Genomic DNA, 15,073 nt, shown 5'->3' with positions numbered 1-15,073 from the left:
TAATAGATGGGAATGTTTAAATAAAACCCATGAAAAATCAAAATATTAGACTCCCACAACAAAAAAAACTCCAAGGGGATAACTCATGAAAACAGAATTAGTAATCTCAGGAAATGACCTATCCACCCGGGAAATCAACAAAATGATAAAAGAAGGCCTAAAAGACAACACAAAAAAATTCATAATAGAAAACGACAAAAAACTCGACTCACTCGTCGTAGGAATACGAGAAGAGGCAAAATTCATACTAAAAGGAGAATTCGGCGATTTCATAGGAGCGCTCAACGACGGGGCCAAGATAAAAGTCATGGGAAACACAGGAAGATACCTAGGAGACAACATGACAGCAGGCGAAATAATAGTTGAAGGATCAGCCAAAGATGGTGTCGGATTCGGAACATACAACGGCACAATAGTAGTCCACGGAGACGCGGGCAACGGAGTCGGACAACTAAACAAAGGAGGAACAATCATCATAGACGGGGACATAAAAGACCTCGCAGGATTATACATGCTAAGCGGGGACATAATAGTAACAGGAGACGCTGGAAAAGACACAGGAGACTGGATAATCGGAGGCAACATCTACGTAGCAGGGGACTTCGAAACAGGAACCAACGCCAAAGTAAGCAAAGTAGAAAAAGAAGACATACTAAAACTTTCAAAACTCTTCTACGATTATGGGATAAAAGCCGAAGTAGAAGAATTCAAAAAAATACAACGCAAAAAACTCCGCCCATTCTACGGCTAAAGAGGTGACTTAAATGGTTCAAATACTCCTAACAGACCCTGAAAAATGTGACGGATGCAACGAATGTATAGAAGCATGCGAAAAAATTACAGGTCACGCTTCAATCTTCCTAAATGAACTGGAAGACGGATACCATGCTATCGTATGCCAACAATGCGTCGACCCAGCCTGTGCAAGAGGATGCTTCAGAGACGCCATAAGAAAAGAACACGGTATAGTTAAAATAGAACAAGAATCATGCATAGGCTGCAAACTCTGCATGCTAATGTGCCCAATAGGTGCCATAACATACTCAGACGACGGCATGATAAAATGCGACCAAAGCTGCATAGAAAAACCAGGAGACACACCAGCATGCGTAGCAGCATGCGAAAAAGGATGCCTAGAAGCAGTCGACGTGAGAGAAGTTGTAAGTGACATACAAAAAGGATTCGAACTAAAAACCGCAACATCATCAAGTTCACTAACACCATCATCACCATCATCAGACCTTGCAGCAGCCACCCAGGGACTATGCGTATTCTGCGGAACATGCGAAGTAGTATGCCCAGTAGACGCCATAAAAGTCGTGGATAACCACCCAGAAATCGACAAGAAGAAATGTATAATGTGCGGATCATGCCTAGCAGCCTGCCCAGTCCTCTTACCAAGCGGCGCTGGGAGCATATGGGATCCAAGGACAATAGCAAACATAAGATACACATCCAAAGCAGGTAAATACGTCCTAAGAGGCTTTGGAACTGAAAGAAGGCTGCCAAACTTCGACGACATACTAATAGTACCGGCACAAGCATCAATAGCACCAGTAGACAAATACAGGGAGCCATGCAACACCCAAGTAACCCTTGGAACAAGATATGCAGAAGAACCCCTCACATTGCAAACACCAGTACTCATTGCAGGGATGTCATTCGGAGCCCTTAGCAGAGAAAGCAAACTAGCACTGGCCAAAGGGTCAACAATCGTAGGATCCTGCGCCAATACAGGTGAAGGCGGCATGCTACCAGAAGAAAGAGAACTAGCAGACAAACTCATAGTACAATACTCATCAGGAAGATTCGGAGTCTCATCAGAATACTTAAATGTTGGAGATGCAATAGAAGTGAAGATAGGCCAAGGAGCCAAACCAGGAATGGGAGGACACCTACTAGCAGAAAAAGTAAGCCCAGAAGTCGCCAAAATCAGGGGCATACCAGAAGGCACAGACGCCCTAAGCCCCGCAAGATTCTTGGACGCAACAGACAAAGAGGACCTGGCAAAACACATCGAACTCCTCAGAGAAGTCACAGACTGGAGAGTGCCTATCATAGTCAAATTCGGCCCTGGAAGAGTATATGAGGATGTTAGGATAGCGGCAGAGGCAGGAGCAGATATAATAGCCGTAGATGGTATGGAAGGCGGTACAGGAGCGGCTCCAGAAGTCGTGATAGAACATACAGGTATACCCACACTCTCAGCACTAGTACAGGCAGTGAAAAGCCTAGAAGACATGGGCCTAAAGGATGAGATAGACCTTATAATAACTGGTGGTATAAGAAGTGGTGCAGATGTTGCAAAGGCAATGGCAATGGGAGCAGACGCAGTATACATAGGGACGGGTGCAATGATAGCAATGGGATGCCGAGCTTGCAGAATGTGCTACACAGGAAAATGTCCAGTAGGGGTTGCGACACAAGACCCAGAACTGAGAAAAAGGTTAGATGTTGACATCGCAGCAAGAAAAGTCGCAAATTACATAAAGGCCATGACAGAAGAAACCAAGATGCTAGCCCAACTCGCAGGACATGACGACATAAGACAATTCAACCCAGACGACCTACGCGCACTGGACACGAACACAGCGACAATAACCGGACTAAAACTAATAAACGAATAAAAACCACTCATAGGCTATCAGGGGGCGATAAATGGAACCACACTCTTATTTTTTTCTTATTTTATAGAATAGATATGCTATACCAGCAAGGCCAAAGGTGAATAGTGATAAAATCCCCAATATTAGGGCTTTGATTATCATAGGGGGCCTGCAGTGTACCCTATGTACTTTTATGGTGTTTTTAACAATCTTTTGGTGTTGGCTTTTTTTAGATGGAATGGATGGTGCAGATTTCACTTCTAGATCATTCGCATGGACTATAATAGTCCTTTTCATGCTCTTTCTCCAATCCGGTCTCATCGCTTTTCATCCCCAACCTGTATTATGATATGGTAGGTTAAATTATTTAAGTGATTCGAAACATTACCCCAAGGGGAGACCTTAAAACATGTGATGGGGGGGTTGAAATGTACAATTTTCCAGCGCACTTTTTTTGAATTAATATTGTATGAATTTTATCATCTGGATGAGGTCTTGGGCACTTTCTATTTTCGCCTTTAAATCTAGGTTTATGTAGGCTTTTCTTCCTGCACTATAACTTGATGATAGTATGATCTGGTTGCCTATAATCTGGTAGCCGTCGACTGGGGTGTGCCCGACTATCATAGCATTACATTCAACTCTCTTTAAGAATTCATCTATATCATCTTCCAGGTAGGATCCGTAACGGTTCCATAACATCTCATATACTGCTGGGCTCTGGTAGCCGTTCTCTTTTATGTTTATCATATCATCTATGCCTTTTATGTGCCTTGATGGGCCGGCGTGGCTTATGAATACTTTATTTTCTGTTTTAACAGCGAAGGGCAATTCTTTGAAGAATCTTTTATAGGATTCTAGTTTTTCCATCCAATGGTCCCCGAATTTTTCATTTAATAGTCTCTCGAATGATAGGCTCTGGTTTATACCACCCTTAAAGACATCTATGCCCGTGATATGCGACCACTCATGGTTTCCAAGGAGGAGATAAAAATTCTTATAGCGGCGATAATATACCCTCAAAGTTTCTAGGATTTCTACCGATCCGTCCTCATATCCCATGGAGTGTATGAAGTCTCCGGTGAAGACAATAGGACACCCTCTATTATAGTCTTCTTCCCAGATTTTAAGATAAGTTTTAAAGTCTCTAAGATTGCCATGGAGATCTGTGACAACAAGTAGATTTTCACTTCCACCAACTTCTATGAGACCACCCCTATACATATGCATCAAAGATTATTATGGTGGTGTAACCACTATTATATGATGAGGTCTTATGAGAATTTCCCATATTTCAGTAAGTGATAAGATAACATTGCTAGTATACGGGTGCAATTTCAAGTGCAAATATTGTTTTTTCAAACCACAAGATTGCACAAAACTTACAACAAAATGCCTATATGATATCCTCTCCAAGATAGGAAGGGTATACAATCTCTCTAGGATTACAATAGCCGGCGGAGAACCAACACTCCAGGAGGATCTCCCAAGTTTGACAAAACTCCTAGATGGAAACTTCTATAGTATATTATCCACTAACGGCTCATACTTACTTGAGAAAATAGACAAATTGAAAGTCAACGAGGTTCATGTGAACCTCAAGGCCTTGGATGATAAAAAACATAAGATTCTCACTTCTCAATCAAATAAGAGAGTCCTTGAAGCCATAGAATATCTTGGAGAAAACAAGGGAGACCTTAATTTTAAGGTGGAAATTTCAACCGTACTCATACCAGGCATAATAGGAGTATCTGAGATTGGGAAGATCGCAAAATTCATTGGAAGATGGGATCTACCATATCATATAATAGCCCATGTACCCAGCAAGTTGAATATGCCAAGACCATCAAAAGGCATAATAGAGGCCGTGAAGAATATCAGCAAAAAATACTTATCAAATGTTTCAACATCACTAGAATATAGAAGGCATAGAAAAGGAAAAAAGATACTCATCCAAAAAAAAGTTTAATAATAAATTTATTAACAGATAACATCATGGGGGTATTAGATTTGGATTCAAGGATTCTTTCAGTCATGGTATTATGTGTGTTATTGTTGGGCGTATTTGCAGTTGCAGCAGAAAACGAGACAAACCAAACTTCAAACAAGTCCAATACTACAAATAACACCACAGTACAACCACTTTCGGTGTGGTCATCTGTTAGTGTAACCCCATCTACTTTAGATCTTGGAACGGTACCCCCTGATGGCATAGAAAGAAGCTACCAAAACGCTGCAACCGTAACTGTCACATACATTTTGGCGTTTAATGATCATCTTTATGTAAGGGCAACCGGCGATCTTATAGGTGCCAATGGTTCAATCCCCTTATCAAATCTTAAATTCAGCACATCAAATGTCCCCAAGAGATCATTCACAACAACAAATTATATTATAGCAAACTATAGCGGCCTTTTGGGAACTCTTACGGTCCCTATGAATTTCTATATTACTGTACCATCTTACACTGACCCTGAAACATATTCTGTGACCATAATCTATACTGCAACATGAAAATTCCTTATTTTTTTGGGGGGTTTTTTGGACGTCCTTTGGGGGAGGGTTGAGTATTTCCTCTTTTTTAGGATCTCTATGACCATTCAATTTTTTTGTGGACCCGCCAACTTATCGTGACAATAGTCACAAACTTTTTTATGTTTGGTCTCAATCTTCACATAAACCAAAAACTTTAAATATACCCTATGAAAAAATCGTTTTATAATTAAGACTATATTGGGATTGTCGTTAGGTGATATAATATGAAGGAAAAAATCGGAGGATTAATAGCGTTACTGTTGGCTTTGATGTTCGCAGTCGCATTAGGAGCATATGACACATCATCAGCAGCCACGGCAAACCAGAATGTAACCGTATCAGTAGCAGAGTCCATATCAATAGCTGTTGACAGTCCAGTGGACTTTGGTAATCAGAGTGCAGGTGGTACTTACGAGAGCCCAAGTTACAATATAAGGAACACTGGTAATGTTAAAATAGACCTTTATGTCCAGACAAATGACACAGACTTTAGACCAACCACTCCAAACACAGAGGACACAATACCAATAGCTGGTAATTATAAGATATGGAGTAATGTTACCGGAAGCTTCGAACAACTTTCAACAAGTCTTTTAAAGATATATGATAACATGCCTAAGGCTAGTCAGGGTTCAGGAACACCATTTACATGGACCACAAAGCAAGAGCTTACAATACCATCATTTACAGAAGATGGAACCTATGTTATAACCTTGATCTACACTGCCGTGAAACACAACAGACCACCATAGATCTGATCCAATTCGCATTTTTTAGCAAAAACTTTTTTTATTCTACCTTATTTATTATGACCAAATTTAGTCAACTGTAGGGGGGAGAGTCTCAGATGAAGTTCAAGATTTTTGTGGCAACTTTAATGTTCATATTCTTCCTAGGGTCACTATATCCAATTATTGCAACTGGCCTATGGGCTTCGCCGGCGGAATTCCGCTACGACCTCAAACCAGGTGGGACAGTAACCGGTGAAGTTACAGTGAAAAATATCGGTAATGAAACTGTCAATGTTACCGTTGAAAAAAAGAGGCTTCTTATGGACAGCATACACCTCGTATATTCTGATAAAGGTATTGCAAATTGGATAACAATCAATGGTAACACAACATTCACTTTAAAACCTGGAGAATCCAGGAAGATAACATTCACTGTAAAAGCACCATCTAAGATAAATTATTCAGATGCTGTAGGCGCACTTGTTATAAGGGGTCTTCCCGTGGTGGAGAATGTTACAGGTGGAACGCAAATCACCCATGGAGTCGAACTTGTAGTACCCATAAGAGTGGGACTCCCAGGGCCTATCATAGAATCCCTACAACTCATTGACCATAAGGCACCTATTATACTTCTGAGTTTTATTCCAGGAGAGTTTGTCTATGAGCTCAAGAATAATGGTACCGTTCAGGCAAACATGACAGGTTCAATAGACATTAAAGGTTTGACCAGTCATAGTATTCCTATAGAAGGCGTGGTATACCCTGAAGATAATTATACTCTCGTTGAAAGGTGGACCCCTGGATGGACAGACCTTGGCTTATACAAGGTAGATACAACAATAAAATATGGTAGGTTCCAGGCAATCAAGACAATAAATACCACTGATACTGTCGTAGTTATACCAGTATGGCTTATAATCCTCATCATAATAGGATTAGTCATTTGGATGTTGCGTAGGAGGGGTGTGGAAGCACCTATAAAGATAAAAATCGAAAGAAAATAATTTTTCAAAATTCTATCTTTTTTATTCTTTCCATTGCCTCTTTGGTGTTTTTTCGCGTGTTGAATGCTGTTAATCTAAAATATCCTTCGCCGCTTGGCCCGAAGCCCGTGCCTGGTGTGCCTACTACCTGGGCTTCTTCTAGTAGTTTGTCGAAGAATTGCCATGAACTCATATTGGGTGTTTTGATCCAAATGTATGGCGCATTGACCCCACCATAATATTCTAGGCCAGTATCCTTTAGGTTTTCTCTGATTATCCTAGCATTTTCCATGTAGTATTTTATTGATTTTTTGATTTCTTTTTGTCCTTCTTTGGTGTAGGTTGCTGCTGCCGCCACTTGTACTGGATAGGATACGCCATTGAATTTTGTGGTTTGTCTTCTGTTCCATAACCTATTTAGTGGGTGTTTTCTTCCTTGGCTGTCTTCTGCTTCTAGTTCTTCTGGTACTATGGTGTAGGCGCATCTTGTACCTGTGAAGCCTGCTGTCTTTGAGAAGCTCCTGAATTCTATCGCAACTTCCAGGGCCCCTTCTATTTCGTAGATGCTGTGTGGTATATTCTTTTCTTGTATGTAGGCTTCGTATGCTCCGTCGAATAGTATTATGCTATTGTTGTCCCTTGCATAGTCAACCCATTCTTTCAGTTGGTCTTTTGTTAGGCTCGTCCCTGTTGGATTGTTTGGGTAGCAGAGGTAGATCAGGTCTGCTTTTTCTTCTGGTAGGGGTGGTTGGAAGTTGTTTTCTGCCGTGCATGGTAGGTATATGATCCCATTGTATTGGCCTTTTTTGTCTTGTGGTCCTCCCCGGCCTGCCATTACATTACTCTCAACGTATACTGGGTATACTGGGTCTGTTATGGCGACTTTGTTGTCTTTGCTGAATATTTCTTGGATGTTTGCTGTGTCGCATTTTGCACCATCACTTATGAATACCTCTTGTAGTGTTAGTTTGACCCCTCTTGGTTTGTAGTCGTTTTCTATTATCGCTTCTCTGAGGAATGGGTAGCCTTGTTCTGGGCCGTATCCTTTGAATGTTTCCTTGTGGGCCATTTCATCCACTGCATTGTGGAATGCTTCTATGACGGCTTTTGGTAGTGGTCTTGTAACGTCTCCTATGCCCATGCTTATTATATTGGCCTTTGGGTTTTCTTTTCGGTATTCTTCTATTTTCTGGTTGATTTCGGAGAATAGGTAGCTTTCTTCGAGGTGTAGGTAATTTTCGTTGATTAGCGTCAAATTTTTTATCCTCCTTTATTTATTTGTGGGTGTAATAGAATGTGGTTTTTTTGTTTGTTTTATCTACTCTTGCGAATCCAAATCTTTCAAGTTGTACTATTTGGTCGATTTTGAGGCTTTTTGCGGCTGGTTCAAGGAGGCCTTCTACAATTTTTGTGTTTGGCATTATTACATTGGCTGGTATGTTTTCGTCCATTGGCACCCAGTGTATTATTTTTGCATTGTGTTTTCTCGCTTCTTCTAGGCTCATGCTGTGATATTCTAGGCTGTTGTTTTTTATTTTGACGTTGACCGCATCTACGAGTCTTAGTATTTTCGCTTTTTTGAGGTCGTCTTTTTGGATGTAGACTCTGCCGTTGAATGGTATTTTCCTTTGGCCCCTTTCTGGGTGGTCTGGGTGTAATGGTCTTTCTATTGTACCTTTTAAGTGTTCTGGGAGGTTTTTGATTTTGAATGGTTGGGGTTCTGCTACGAAGAAGTATCTGTTTGCTATCTCTTCTAGTATGTTTTTGTTTAGGCCGTAGATTTTTTTCCAGGTTAGGGTTGAGTCTGCTATTTTCGCGCCGATTTCTATCATGGCTTCTCTTATGGCCTGTGCTTGTATTCCTCGCCTTTTTATGGCTCTTATTGTTCCGAGTCTGGGGTCGTCCCATCCTTTGTATTTTCCTTTTTGTATTCCTTCTTTTGTTTTGGATGTGCTGAGTTGTATGTTTTCCATGTGTAGTCGGCCGTAGTGTATGAATGTTGGCGGCTTCCATCCTAGGTGTTTGTAGAGGTATTCTTGTTTTTCTGTGTTTGTTATGTGGTCTTTTCCTCTGAGTACGTGTGTTATTCCTAGTAGGTGGTCGTCTATTGTTACTGCGAAGTTCATTGTGGGGTATATGCGATATTTTTTTCCTGTGCGTGGGTGTGGTTCATCTACTATACGGAGGGCTACCCAGTCTCTTATGGCCGGGTTTTTGTGTTTGAGGTCTGTTTTCACTCTGAGGACTGCTTTGCCTTCTGGCATTTTTTGCATTTTCTCCCAGCGTTTGAGGTTTTCCTTTGTTGGGAGGTTTCTGCATGGGCATGGCTTGGATTGGTCTTTTAGTTTTTTGAATTCTGTTGGTTTGCATGTGCAGATGTATCCTCCACCTTTTTCTAGTAGTTTTGTCGCGTGTTTGTAATAGGTGGGTATTCTGTCGCTTTGTATTATGAGTTGGTCCCATTTTATTCCTAGCCATTTTAGGTCTTCTTGTATCATCTTGTAGGCTTTGGGGTCTACTCTTCTGGGGTCTGTGTCTTCCATGCGGAGTATTAGTTTGCCTTTGTATTTTTTGGCGTATTCGTGGTTTAGTATCGCGGCTCTTGCATGTCCTATGTGGAGGGGCCCGCTTGGATTTGGGGCGAATCTTAGAATGACCTTTTCTTGGATGTTGGGTAGTGGTGGTAGTTTTTTCTTTTTTTCGGCTTCCTTTTTTTCTTTTAGTTTTATTCCTAGTTTTTTTAGTTCTTTTTTTTGTTCTTTGGGGGTTAGCTTGTTGACTTTTTCTACTATATTTTTTGTTTTTTGGAGGACTTTTTGGGGTTTTTTTCTGAATTGTGGTTCGTTGCTCATGATCGCCCCTATAACTGCCTTTTCCATGGCCTTGCCTTTGTGTTTGACCGCGTTTATTAGGGCGTATTTGTATATTATCTTTTCTAGGTTCATTGTTTCCCCTAATGTTTTCTTTCGATTATGAAGTCTGCTATTTCTTGTAGGAGTTTTTTCGCTTGTGATTCTTCTAGTACTTTGAGTTTTTCTTTAGCTCTTTTGGTGTATTCTTTGGCTAGTCTGTGGGCATATTCTATTGTTTCATATTTTTTGAAGATTTCTATGGCTTCGTTGACGCCTTCTTGGCTTTTGGCTTCTAATATTCTTATCAGTTTTTCCCTGTCCTGTTCTGAAGCCTTTTCCAGGGTTTTAACTGTGAGTATTGTCATTTTTCCTTCTGCTATGTCGCTTCCTATTGGTTTTCCCAAGGTTTTTTCGTCACCTGCTATGTCTAGGTAGTCGTCATGGATTTGGAATGCTAATCCTATTAGTTTCCCATATTCTCCCAGTGCTTCGATTTCCTCGTGTGTGCCCCCACCCATTATAGCCCCTGATCTTGTAGCGGCTGATATGAGTGCTGCTGTCTTTTTGTAGATCATCTCAAGGTATTCTTCTTCTTTGATGTTGAAGTTTTCTTCAAAGCTTATGTCTAGTGCTTGTCCTTCACATATTTTCACGCAGGAATCTATGATGATTGATATTGCATTCTTAACACGCTTGTATGAAGTTTCATCGATTCTAGTCTTTAATGTGCTTTCGAAGGCCTTGGAGAATAGTATGTCACCTGCGAGTATTGCCATGGATTCTCCCCAGAGTACGTGAACTGATGGTTGGCCTCTTCTCATTTCGTCTTTGTCCATGATATCATCATGTATTAATGAGAATGTGTGTATTAGCTCGATAGCTGTTGCAACATTCATAGCATCCTCCATTTCACCACCTACTGCCTGGCAACTGAGGAGGGCTAATGTTGGCCTGATCTTTTTACCCCCGGCACTTATAAGGTGCATTGACGCCTCATATAGGCTCCTTGGTGTTATATCAGCTAATATTTCCTCTAGTCTTGGGTTTATGAGCTTGGAGTATTCTCCAAGTGTTTCCATTAAATCCAAATCAGATCCCTCCATTGAAGACTTGGGCTTGTCCATTCCTTAATATGTGGATGTCGTTACCTAACCTGTAACCTTCTTCTTCTGCGAGTTCAGCGTATGCTGATAACATGTAAATGTCCCCGTGGGCTGGGATTACATGGACTGGGTTGAGCATCCTAAGGAAGTCCCTGTGATCCTCTTTACCAGCATGCCCTGATACGTGAGCATTTGTATAGATCCTAGCCCCATTTGATGTGAGTCTTTTCTCCATGAGGTTGCGGTTTGCTATATTCATTGGATTGGGTATGACAGGCGCAGATATGATGATGTTGTCTCCTTGCTTTACATTAAATTGCGTTTTACCATTGGCTATCCTAGGCAGCAGAGCGTCTGGTTCGCCCTGGTGTCCTGTTGTCACGAGCAGATAATCTTCTCTTTTGGCCTCGGCCCTTGCGAGGGCCCTGTTAACTGATTTGGGACTTCCGAATATGCTCGCATTTTCTGGTAATTTCAGGATTCCCATGGATTCTGCTAGACTGCAATATCTTTCCATTGACCTTCCAAGTAGAAGTATTTGCCGGTTGCTTTTTTTTGCTATGTCACTTATGGCTTGTATACGCTCGATGTGTGATGAAAATGTGGTTACTATCATGGCGGATTTTTCTTCGAGTGGTCTTTTCATTATATCCTCGAGTAGTATCCTCGCAACCTTCTCAGATGGTGTTTTAACCTCCTCTGAGTCAGCTACTCTCGTAGTTTCCACTATTAATGCCAGCACTCCTTTACGTCCTAGTTCCTTTAGGCGATGGTAATCTGGGGGTGGTGATATTATCTGGTGGTCGTCGAATTTGAAATCTAGACCATATACTATTATACCCTCTGGTGTGTGTAGGGCTGCTATGACTGACTGGGGTATGCTATGTGTAACATTTATAAATTCTAGTGTCATCTCAGGTGATAGTTGACATTTTTCACCAGCATTTAGAACCTCTAACCTATTGGGTACGTTGAATTTTCTCTCTGATTTTATTATGCGTTCTATTAGCGCTATAGTGTAGGGTGTTCCTATTATAGGTGCATTGTAGCGGTGGGCTAGTTTCGCCACCCCTCCGATGTGGTCTAAGTGGCCGTGTGTAAATACTATTGCCCTTACTTTCCCGTTAACTTCTCTCATGAGCGTGTCATCTGGTATGACACCCCTTTCGATGAGGTCTAGGCTGTGCATCCTTGCAATGTCGGTATCTTCATGTACATGTACCCTGTCAAGGTGTATTCCCATGTCGAATATTACTACGTCGTCGTTTATTTTGACTGCTGACATGTTTTTTCCCACTTCTTCGTAGCCTCCGATGGCGATGATCTCAACGGTCACTGTCGTTGCCTCCTTGCATATTTTGACGTGTTAAAGCCCCTTTCATGTAACCATGTTCTTGTTTCGCCTTTTATCACGATTGGGGCTTTTTTAAGTTCTTCTATGTTCTGAGCGCCCACTAGGTACATTGCCACTTTCAGGGACTCATTGAACCTCCTTATTACACTGATAACTTCCCTGTAGCCCCTCTGAGCTTCCTTAAGTACTGGTAAGGCTATCCCAACAGCGTCAGCCCCTAATGCTATGGCCTTAGCAGCGTCTAATCCACTTCTTATCCCTCCTGATGCTATCACTGGTATTTTAACCGTCTCCGCAACCTCCACTGTGCTCACAGCTGTTGGTATGCCCCAATCCCAGTATAATCTCCCAAGATGCTTTTCTTCGGCCCTGTATGTTTCAACAGCAGCCCAGCTAGTCCCTCCAGCCCCTGCAATGTCTATGGCCGCCACACCTATCTCTTCTAATTTAAGGGCATCCTCTGCACATATACCAGCACCTGTTTCTTTTACGATTACTGGCACTTTTATATTCTCCACTATCCCTTTGATGGAGTCTACCAATCCACTGGAGTTTATGTCACCTCCTGGTTGTATGGACTCCTGTAGGGGGTTTAAGTGGATTGCCAGGGCGTCTGCATCTATCATCTCGACTGCAGCCTCTGCATATTCTACTTGGGGCGCTCCGATATTCCCTATTAATAATGTTGATGGTGCCTCTTCCCTAGCAATAGTATAAGTGGCCTTGAGTGAGGGATCTTCTATACCCGCTCTTTGGCTTCCAACCCCTAATCCTATACCCAATTTTTCAGCCGCCTTTGCAAGCGCCCTATTTATATTAAAGGCCGCGGGATGACCTCCTGTTATAGCTGTTATCATTATGGGTGATTTTAATTCTTTCCCGAATAGTTTTATGCTCAAGTCGATCTCTTCAGAATTAACTTGGGTTAATGCGCGGTGTACAAGTTCAACATCCTTGAATCCTGTATCCTTTCTGTATTCTACATCATAATGTGTGCATAAAAGTATGTGTTCCAATTTTCTATCTGAAATCATCATATATCCCCATCTATAATTGTCTTTTTAAGCTTTTGGCCTAAAAGGGCCTTTTTAATATTCCCTGGTTTCTTTGCATTAATTATCTCCGAATTCACCCCTTTCTCAGCCAATAGTAAGAGTTCTTTTATCTTTCCCAGCATGGCCCCTGTAACGTCCTCTGATTTTCCTGGCTGATATTTAATATCCTTAAGAGATTTTATCCGTTCTAAAAGTTTGGCGTCTGGATACTTTTTAGGGTCTTTGTCGAATACTCCATCGACGTCTGTTCCAAGTATAACCTTTTCAGGTTTTAGTGTTTCCCCGAGGTATTTTATGATCTGGTCGCCTGAAAGTACAGACATTTTCAAGTTTTCGTCTGTATCGAGCACTACATCACCATAGGTTACTGGTATGAAGCCCCTTTCAAGGTATGAGATTATTATCCTAGGATCTGCATGTTTTATCCTCCCATTATATGCTAATATGAAAGATGATGGTTGTATTGAAACAACTGGGATATCCTCCTTCCTTAATGCGTCGCATACATGAATATTTAAAATTTTAACCCATCTTTGTATTATTGAGAATCCCATCATCTTCCTCTGCAATTCTTCAAGGCTTGTTGGGGCTCCGATCCTATACTTTTTCGCCAGGGGGTGGCCGAAGGATCCTGCACCATGGACTATTATAAGAGAAGATGGTAGGGAATCCGATATCTCCCCGGCAATCCTTTTAAGGTTTTCATGGTCTAAGGTGGGTTCTGGGGCCTCTTTTTTTGTTATGACGCTTCCACCCAATTTTAATATGATCAATTCGCACACCTGCCCCCTTCTTAGCATGTTTGGAAAAAACACCTAGTGATGGACTATATGGGAGATTGGGCCCACTCTAAGTGGTGTTCTAAGTTAAATTTAGTGTTCTATGATCACTCCCTTTTTTGAAGGGTCTGCTTTCATGGCATTATATCCTTTTCTTTTTAGGGTTTCTATGATTTTTCTTGTCCTATTGGGTGAGTATGCTATTATACTCCCGCCGCCGCCTGCTCCTGTTATTTTGGAGCCTAGTGCCCCTGCTTCTCTACTAGTGTATATCATATCTGATAGGCTGCGGGTGTTGACACCTATCGCGTCTAATAGGCCCTGGTTTATGTTCATTAGTTCTCCAAGGCATTCTTTATCATTGGTTTCCAGTGCTTTTTTTGCCTTTTTTGTGGTGTGTGCTATGGCGTCCATGATATGGTTTATAATGGTAGGGTGGCGTTCCATCCGTTCTTTCACGAGTTTAACCATCTTGGCAGTATCTTCTGATTGGGTGTATCCTATAACTAGGGAGTCTTTAAGGTCTCCTTTGATTTGGTCTATTTTTTTCTCCTCGTTGAGGTATATTAGGCCTCCGTGTGTTGATATGGATGTGTCTAGTGGACTTGCAGCACCTTGAACTTCTAATTCGACCTTGTGGGCTCTTTTGGCGATTGAAGGTAGTGTGGTTTTTCTTTTGTGGTATTTGTCGAGTGCTGCTATTGTGGCGACTGTAACTGCGGCTGATGAGCCTAAACCAGCCCCTATGGGTATTTCGATTTCAAGTTTTATTTTGATGGGCTTGGAATCATGATAAAACTCCAGAGCCTTGAGGATATAATTTAGGATGCCTATTTCGCCCTTCTTTAATTTTAATCCGGTTTCTGGGCTGATTATGGCTTCGAGGCCGATATTATCAGATTTTATACTAGTATAATCTTTATGGGATTCTTTGATGGTTATGGTGGCTCTCTTGTTTATTGCGAGTGCTATGGCTGGTTTATCATAAACTACGGCATGTTCCCCGAATAGGATGGCTTTACCCGGTGCAGAGGCCATTGAATCCATTAGAACCACCGGAAGGTTGTCCCCTTGG

15 protein-coding genes are annotated in these 15,073 nt (G+C 41.6%); 6 read left to right on the top strand and 9 right to left on the bottom strand.

What is annotated here, in order from left to right; genetic code table 11:
* Positions 1 to 85: 85 nt before the first annotated feature.
* Entirely contained in the window at positions 86 to 751 is a 666-nt protein-coding gene (locus tag DPC56_RS01130) for a GltB/FmdC/FwdC-like GXGXG domain-containing protein (RefSeq protein WP_112093220.1), read from the top strand.
* A gap of 13 nt (positions 752 to 764) precedes the next feature.
* The gene (locus DPC56_RS01125) at positions 765 to 2,627 is read left to right on the top strand and encodes a glutamate synthase-related protein (protein ID WP_112093219.1); all 1,863 of its coding nucleotides are present in this window, start codon (positions 765 to 767) and stop codon (positions 2,625 to 2,627) included.
* 45 nt (positions 2,628 to 2,672) lie between these two features.
* Here DPC56_RS01125 and DPC56_RS01120 read toward each other — a convergent pair whose 3' ends face one another.
* On the bottom strand, positions 2,673 to 2,927 hold the full coding sequence (locus tag DPC56_RS01120) for a hypothetical protein (protein ID WP_146737600.1): 255 nt from the start codon (positions 2,925 to 2,927) through the stop codon (positions 2,673 to 2,675).
* 138 nt (positions 2,928 to 3,065) lie between these two features.
* Positions 3,066 to 3,836: a metallophosphoesterase family protein gene (locus DPC56_RS01115; RefSeq protein ID WP_245923802.1), complete on the bottom strand. Its 771-nt coding sequence runs from the start codon at positions 3,834 to 3,836 to the stop codon at positions 3,066 to 3,068.
* Between the two features lie 46 nt (positions 3,837 to 3,882).
* Here DPC56_RS01115 and DPC56_RS01110 point away from each other — a divergent pair, with 46 nt between their 5' ends.
* The 4 genes from DPC56_RS01110 (at position 3,883) to DPC56_RS01095 (ending at position 6,876) form a co-directional block, all read left to right on the top strand.
* Positions 3,883 to 4,575 carry a radical SAM protein gene (locus tag DPC56_RS01110; protein ID WP_112093217.1) on the top strand — a complete coding sequence of 231 codons (693 nt, stop codon included), beginning with the start codon at positions 3,883 to 3,885 and terminating at the stop codon, positions 4,573 to 4,575.
* A gap of 41 nt (positions 4,576 to 4,616) precedes the next feature.
* On the top strand, positions 4,617 to 5,120 hold the full coding sequence (locus tag DPC56_RS01105) for a hypothetical protein (protein WP_112093216.1): 504 nt from the start codon (positions 4,617 to 4,619) through the stop codon (positions 5,118 to 5,120).
* 245 nt (positions 5,121 to 5,365) lie between these two features.
* On the top strand, positions 5,366 to 5,893 hold the full coding sequence (locus tag DPC56_RS01100) for a hypothetical protein (RefSeq protein ID WP_112093215.1): 528 nt from the start codon (positions 5,366 to 5,368) through the stop codon (positions 5,891 to 5,893).
* A gap of 95 nt (positions 5,894 to 5,988) precedes the next feature.
* A complete protein-coding gene (locus DPC56_RS01095) occupies positions 5,989 to 6,876 on the top strand; it encodes a hypothetical protein (RefSeq protein WP_112093214.1) in 888 nt (295 codons plus the stop codon).
* A 4-nt stretch (positions 6,877 to 6,880) separates the two neighbouring features.
* On the opposite strand, the gene DPC56_RS01090 is transcribed toward DPC56_RS01095, so the two are convergent.
* From DPC56_RS01090 to mvk, 7 genes are all read right to left on the bottom strand, one after another.
* Positions 6,881 to 8,110, bottom strand: a complete 1,230-nt coding sequence (locus DPC56_RS01090) for an LL-diaminopimelate aminotransferase (protein WP_112093213.1) — start codon at positions 8,108 to 8,110, stop codon at positions 6,881 to 6,883.
* A 19-nt stretch (positions 8,111 to 8,129) separates the two neighbouring features.
* Positions 8,130 to 9,800, bottom strand: coding sequence for a glutamate--tRNA ligase (locus tag DPC56_RS01085; RefSeq protein ID WP_112093212.1), 1,671 nt, complete (start codon positions 9,798 to 9,800; stop codon positions 8,130 to 8,132).
* An 8-nt stretch (positions 9,801 to 9,808) separates the two neighbouring features.
* Positions 9,809 to 10,786, bottom strand: coding sequence for a short chain isoprenyl diphosphate synthase IdsA (idsA, locus tag DPC56_RS01080; RefSeq protein ID WP_245923819.1), 978 nt, complete (start codon positions 10,784 to 10,786; stop codon positions 9,809 to 9,811).
* A 10-nt stretch (positions 10,787 to 10,796) separates the two neighbouring features.
* Positions 10,797 to 12,146 (bottom strand): RNase J family beta-CASP ribonuclease, encoded by a 1,350-nt coding sequence (locus DPC56_RS01075; RefSeq protein ID WP_112093210.1) that lies wholly within the window; start codon positions 12,144 to 12,146, stop codon positions 10,797 to 10,799.
* Entirely contained in the window at positions 12,143 to 13,198 is a 1,056-nt protein-coding gene (gene fni, locus DPC56_RS01070) for a type 2 isopentenyl-diphosphate Delta-isomerase (protein WP_112093209.1), read from the bottom strand. Before fni ends, DPC56_RS01075 begins: the two co-directional genes overlap by 4 nt.
* Complete coding sequence (locus DPC56_RS01065; RefSeq protein ID WP_112093294.1) at positions 13,198 to 13,992, bottom strand: isopentenyl phosphate kinase; 795 nt, start codon at positions 13,990 to 13,992, stop codon at positions 13,198 to 13,200. Before DPC56_RS01065 ends, fni begins: the two co-directional genes overlap by 1 nt.
* 99 nt (positions 13,993 to 14,091) lie before the next feature.
* Complete coding sequence (mvk, locus tag DPC56_RS01060) at positions 14,092 to 15,045, bottom strand: mevalonate kinase (RefSeq protein ID WP_112093208.1); 954 nt, start codon at positions 15,043 to 15,045, stop codon at positions 14,092 to 14,094.
* Positions 15,046 to 15,073: the final 28 nt, after the last annotated feature.

It is taken from the genome of Methanothermobacter tenebrarum, assembly GCF_003264935.1.
In the GTDB taxonomy this organism is placed as follows: domain Archaea; phylum Methanobacteriota; class Methanobacteria; order Methanobacteriales; family DSM-23052; genus Methanothermobacter_A; species Methanothermobacter_A tenebrarum_A.
This window is presented reverse-complemented; position numbering and strand designations above follow the sequence as displayed.

Excerpts from the sequence above, each read along its gene's own strand:
- DPC56_RS01125 (WP_112093219.1), top strand. The coding sequence starts at position 765 with ATGGTTCAAATACTCCTAACAGACCCTGAAAAATGTGACGGATGCAAC.
- DPC56_RS01095 (WP_112093214.1), top strand. The coding sequence starts at position 5,989 with ATGAAGTTCAAGATTTTTGTGGCAACTTTAATGTTCATATTCTTCCTA.
- mvk (WP_112093208.1), bottom strand. The coding sequence starts at position 15,045 with ATGGATTCAATGGCCTCTGCACCGGGTAAAGCCATCCTATTCGGGGAA.
- DPC56_RS01130 (WP_112093220.1), top strand. The coding sequence starts at position 86 with ATGAAAACAGAATTAGTAATCTCAGGAAATGACCTATCCACCCGGGAA.
- fni (WP_112093209.1), bottom strand. The coding sequence starts at position 13,198 with ATGATTTCAGATAGAAAATTGGAACACATACTTTTATGCACACATTAT.
- DPC56_RS01100 (WP_112093215.1), top strand. The coding sequence starts at position 5,366 with ATGAAGGAAAAAATCGGAGGATTAATAGCGTTACTGTTGGCTTTGATG.
- DPC56_RS01110 (WP_112093217.1), top strand. The coding sequence starts at position 3,883 with ATGAGAATTTCCCATATTTCAGTAAGTGATAAGATAACATTGCTAGTA.
- DPC56_RS01120 (WP_146737600.1), bottom strand. The coding sequence starts at position 2,927 with ATGAGACCGGATTGGAGAAAGAGCATGAAAAGGACTATTATAGTCCAT.
- idsA (WP_245923819.1), bottom strand. The coding sequence starts at position 10,786 with ATGGAAACACTTGGAGAATACTCCAAGCTCATAAACCCAAGACTAGAG.
- DPC56_RS01115 (WP_245923802.1), bottom strand. The coding sequence starts at position 3,836 with ATGCATATGTATAGGGGTGGTCTCATAGAAGTTGGTGGAAGTGAAAAT.
- DPC56_RS01085 (WP_112093212.1), bottom strand. The coding sequence starts at position 9,800 with ATGAACCTAGAAAAGATAATATACAAATACGCCCTAATAAACGCGGTC.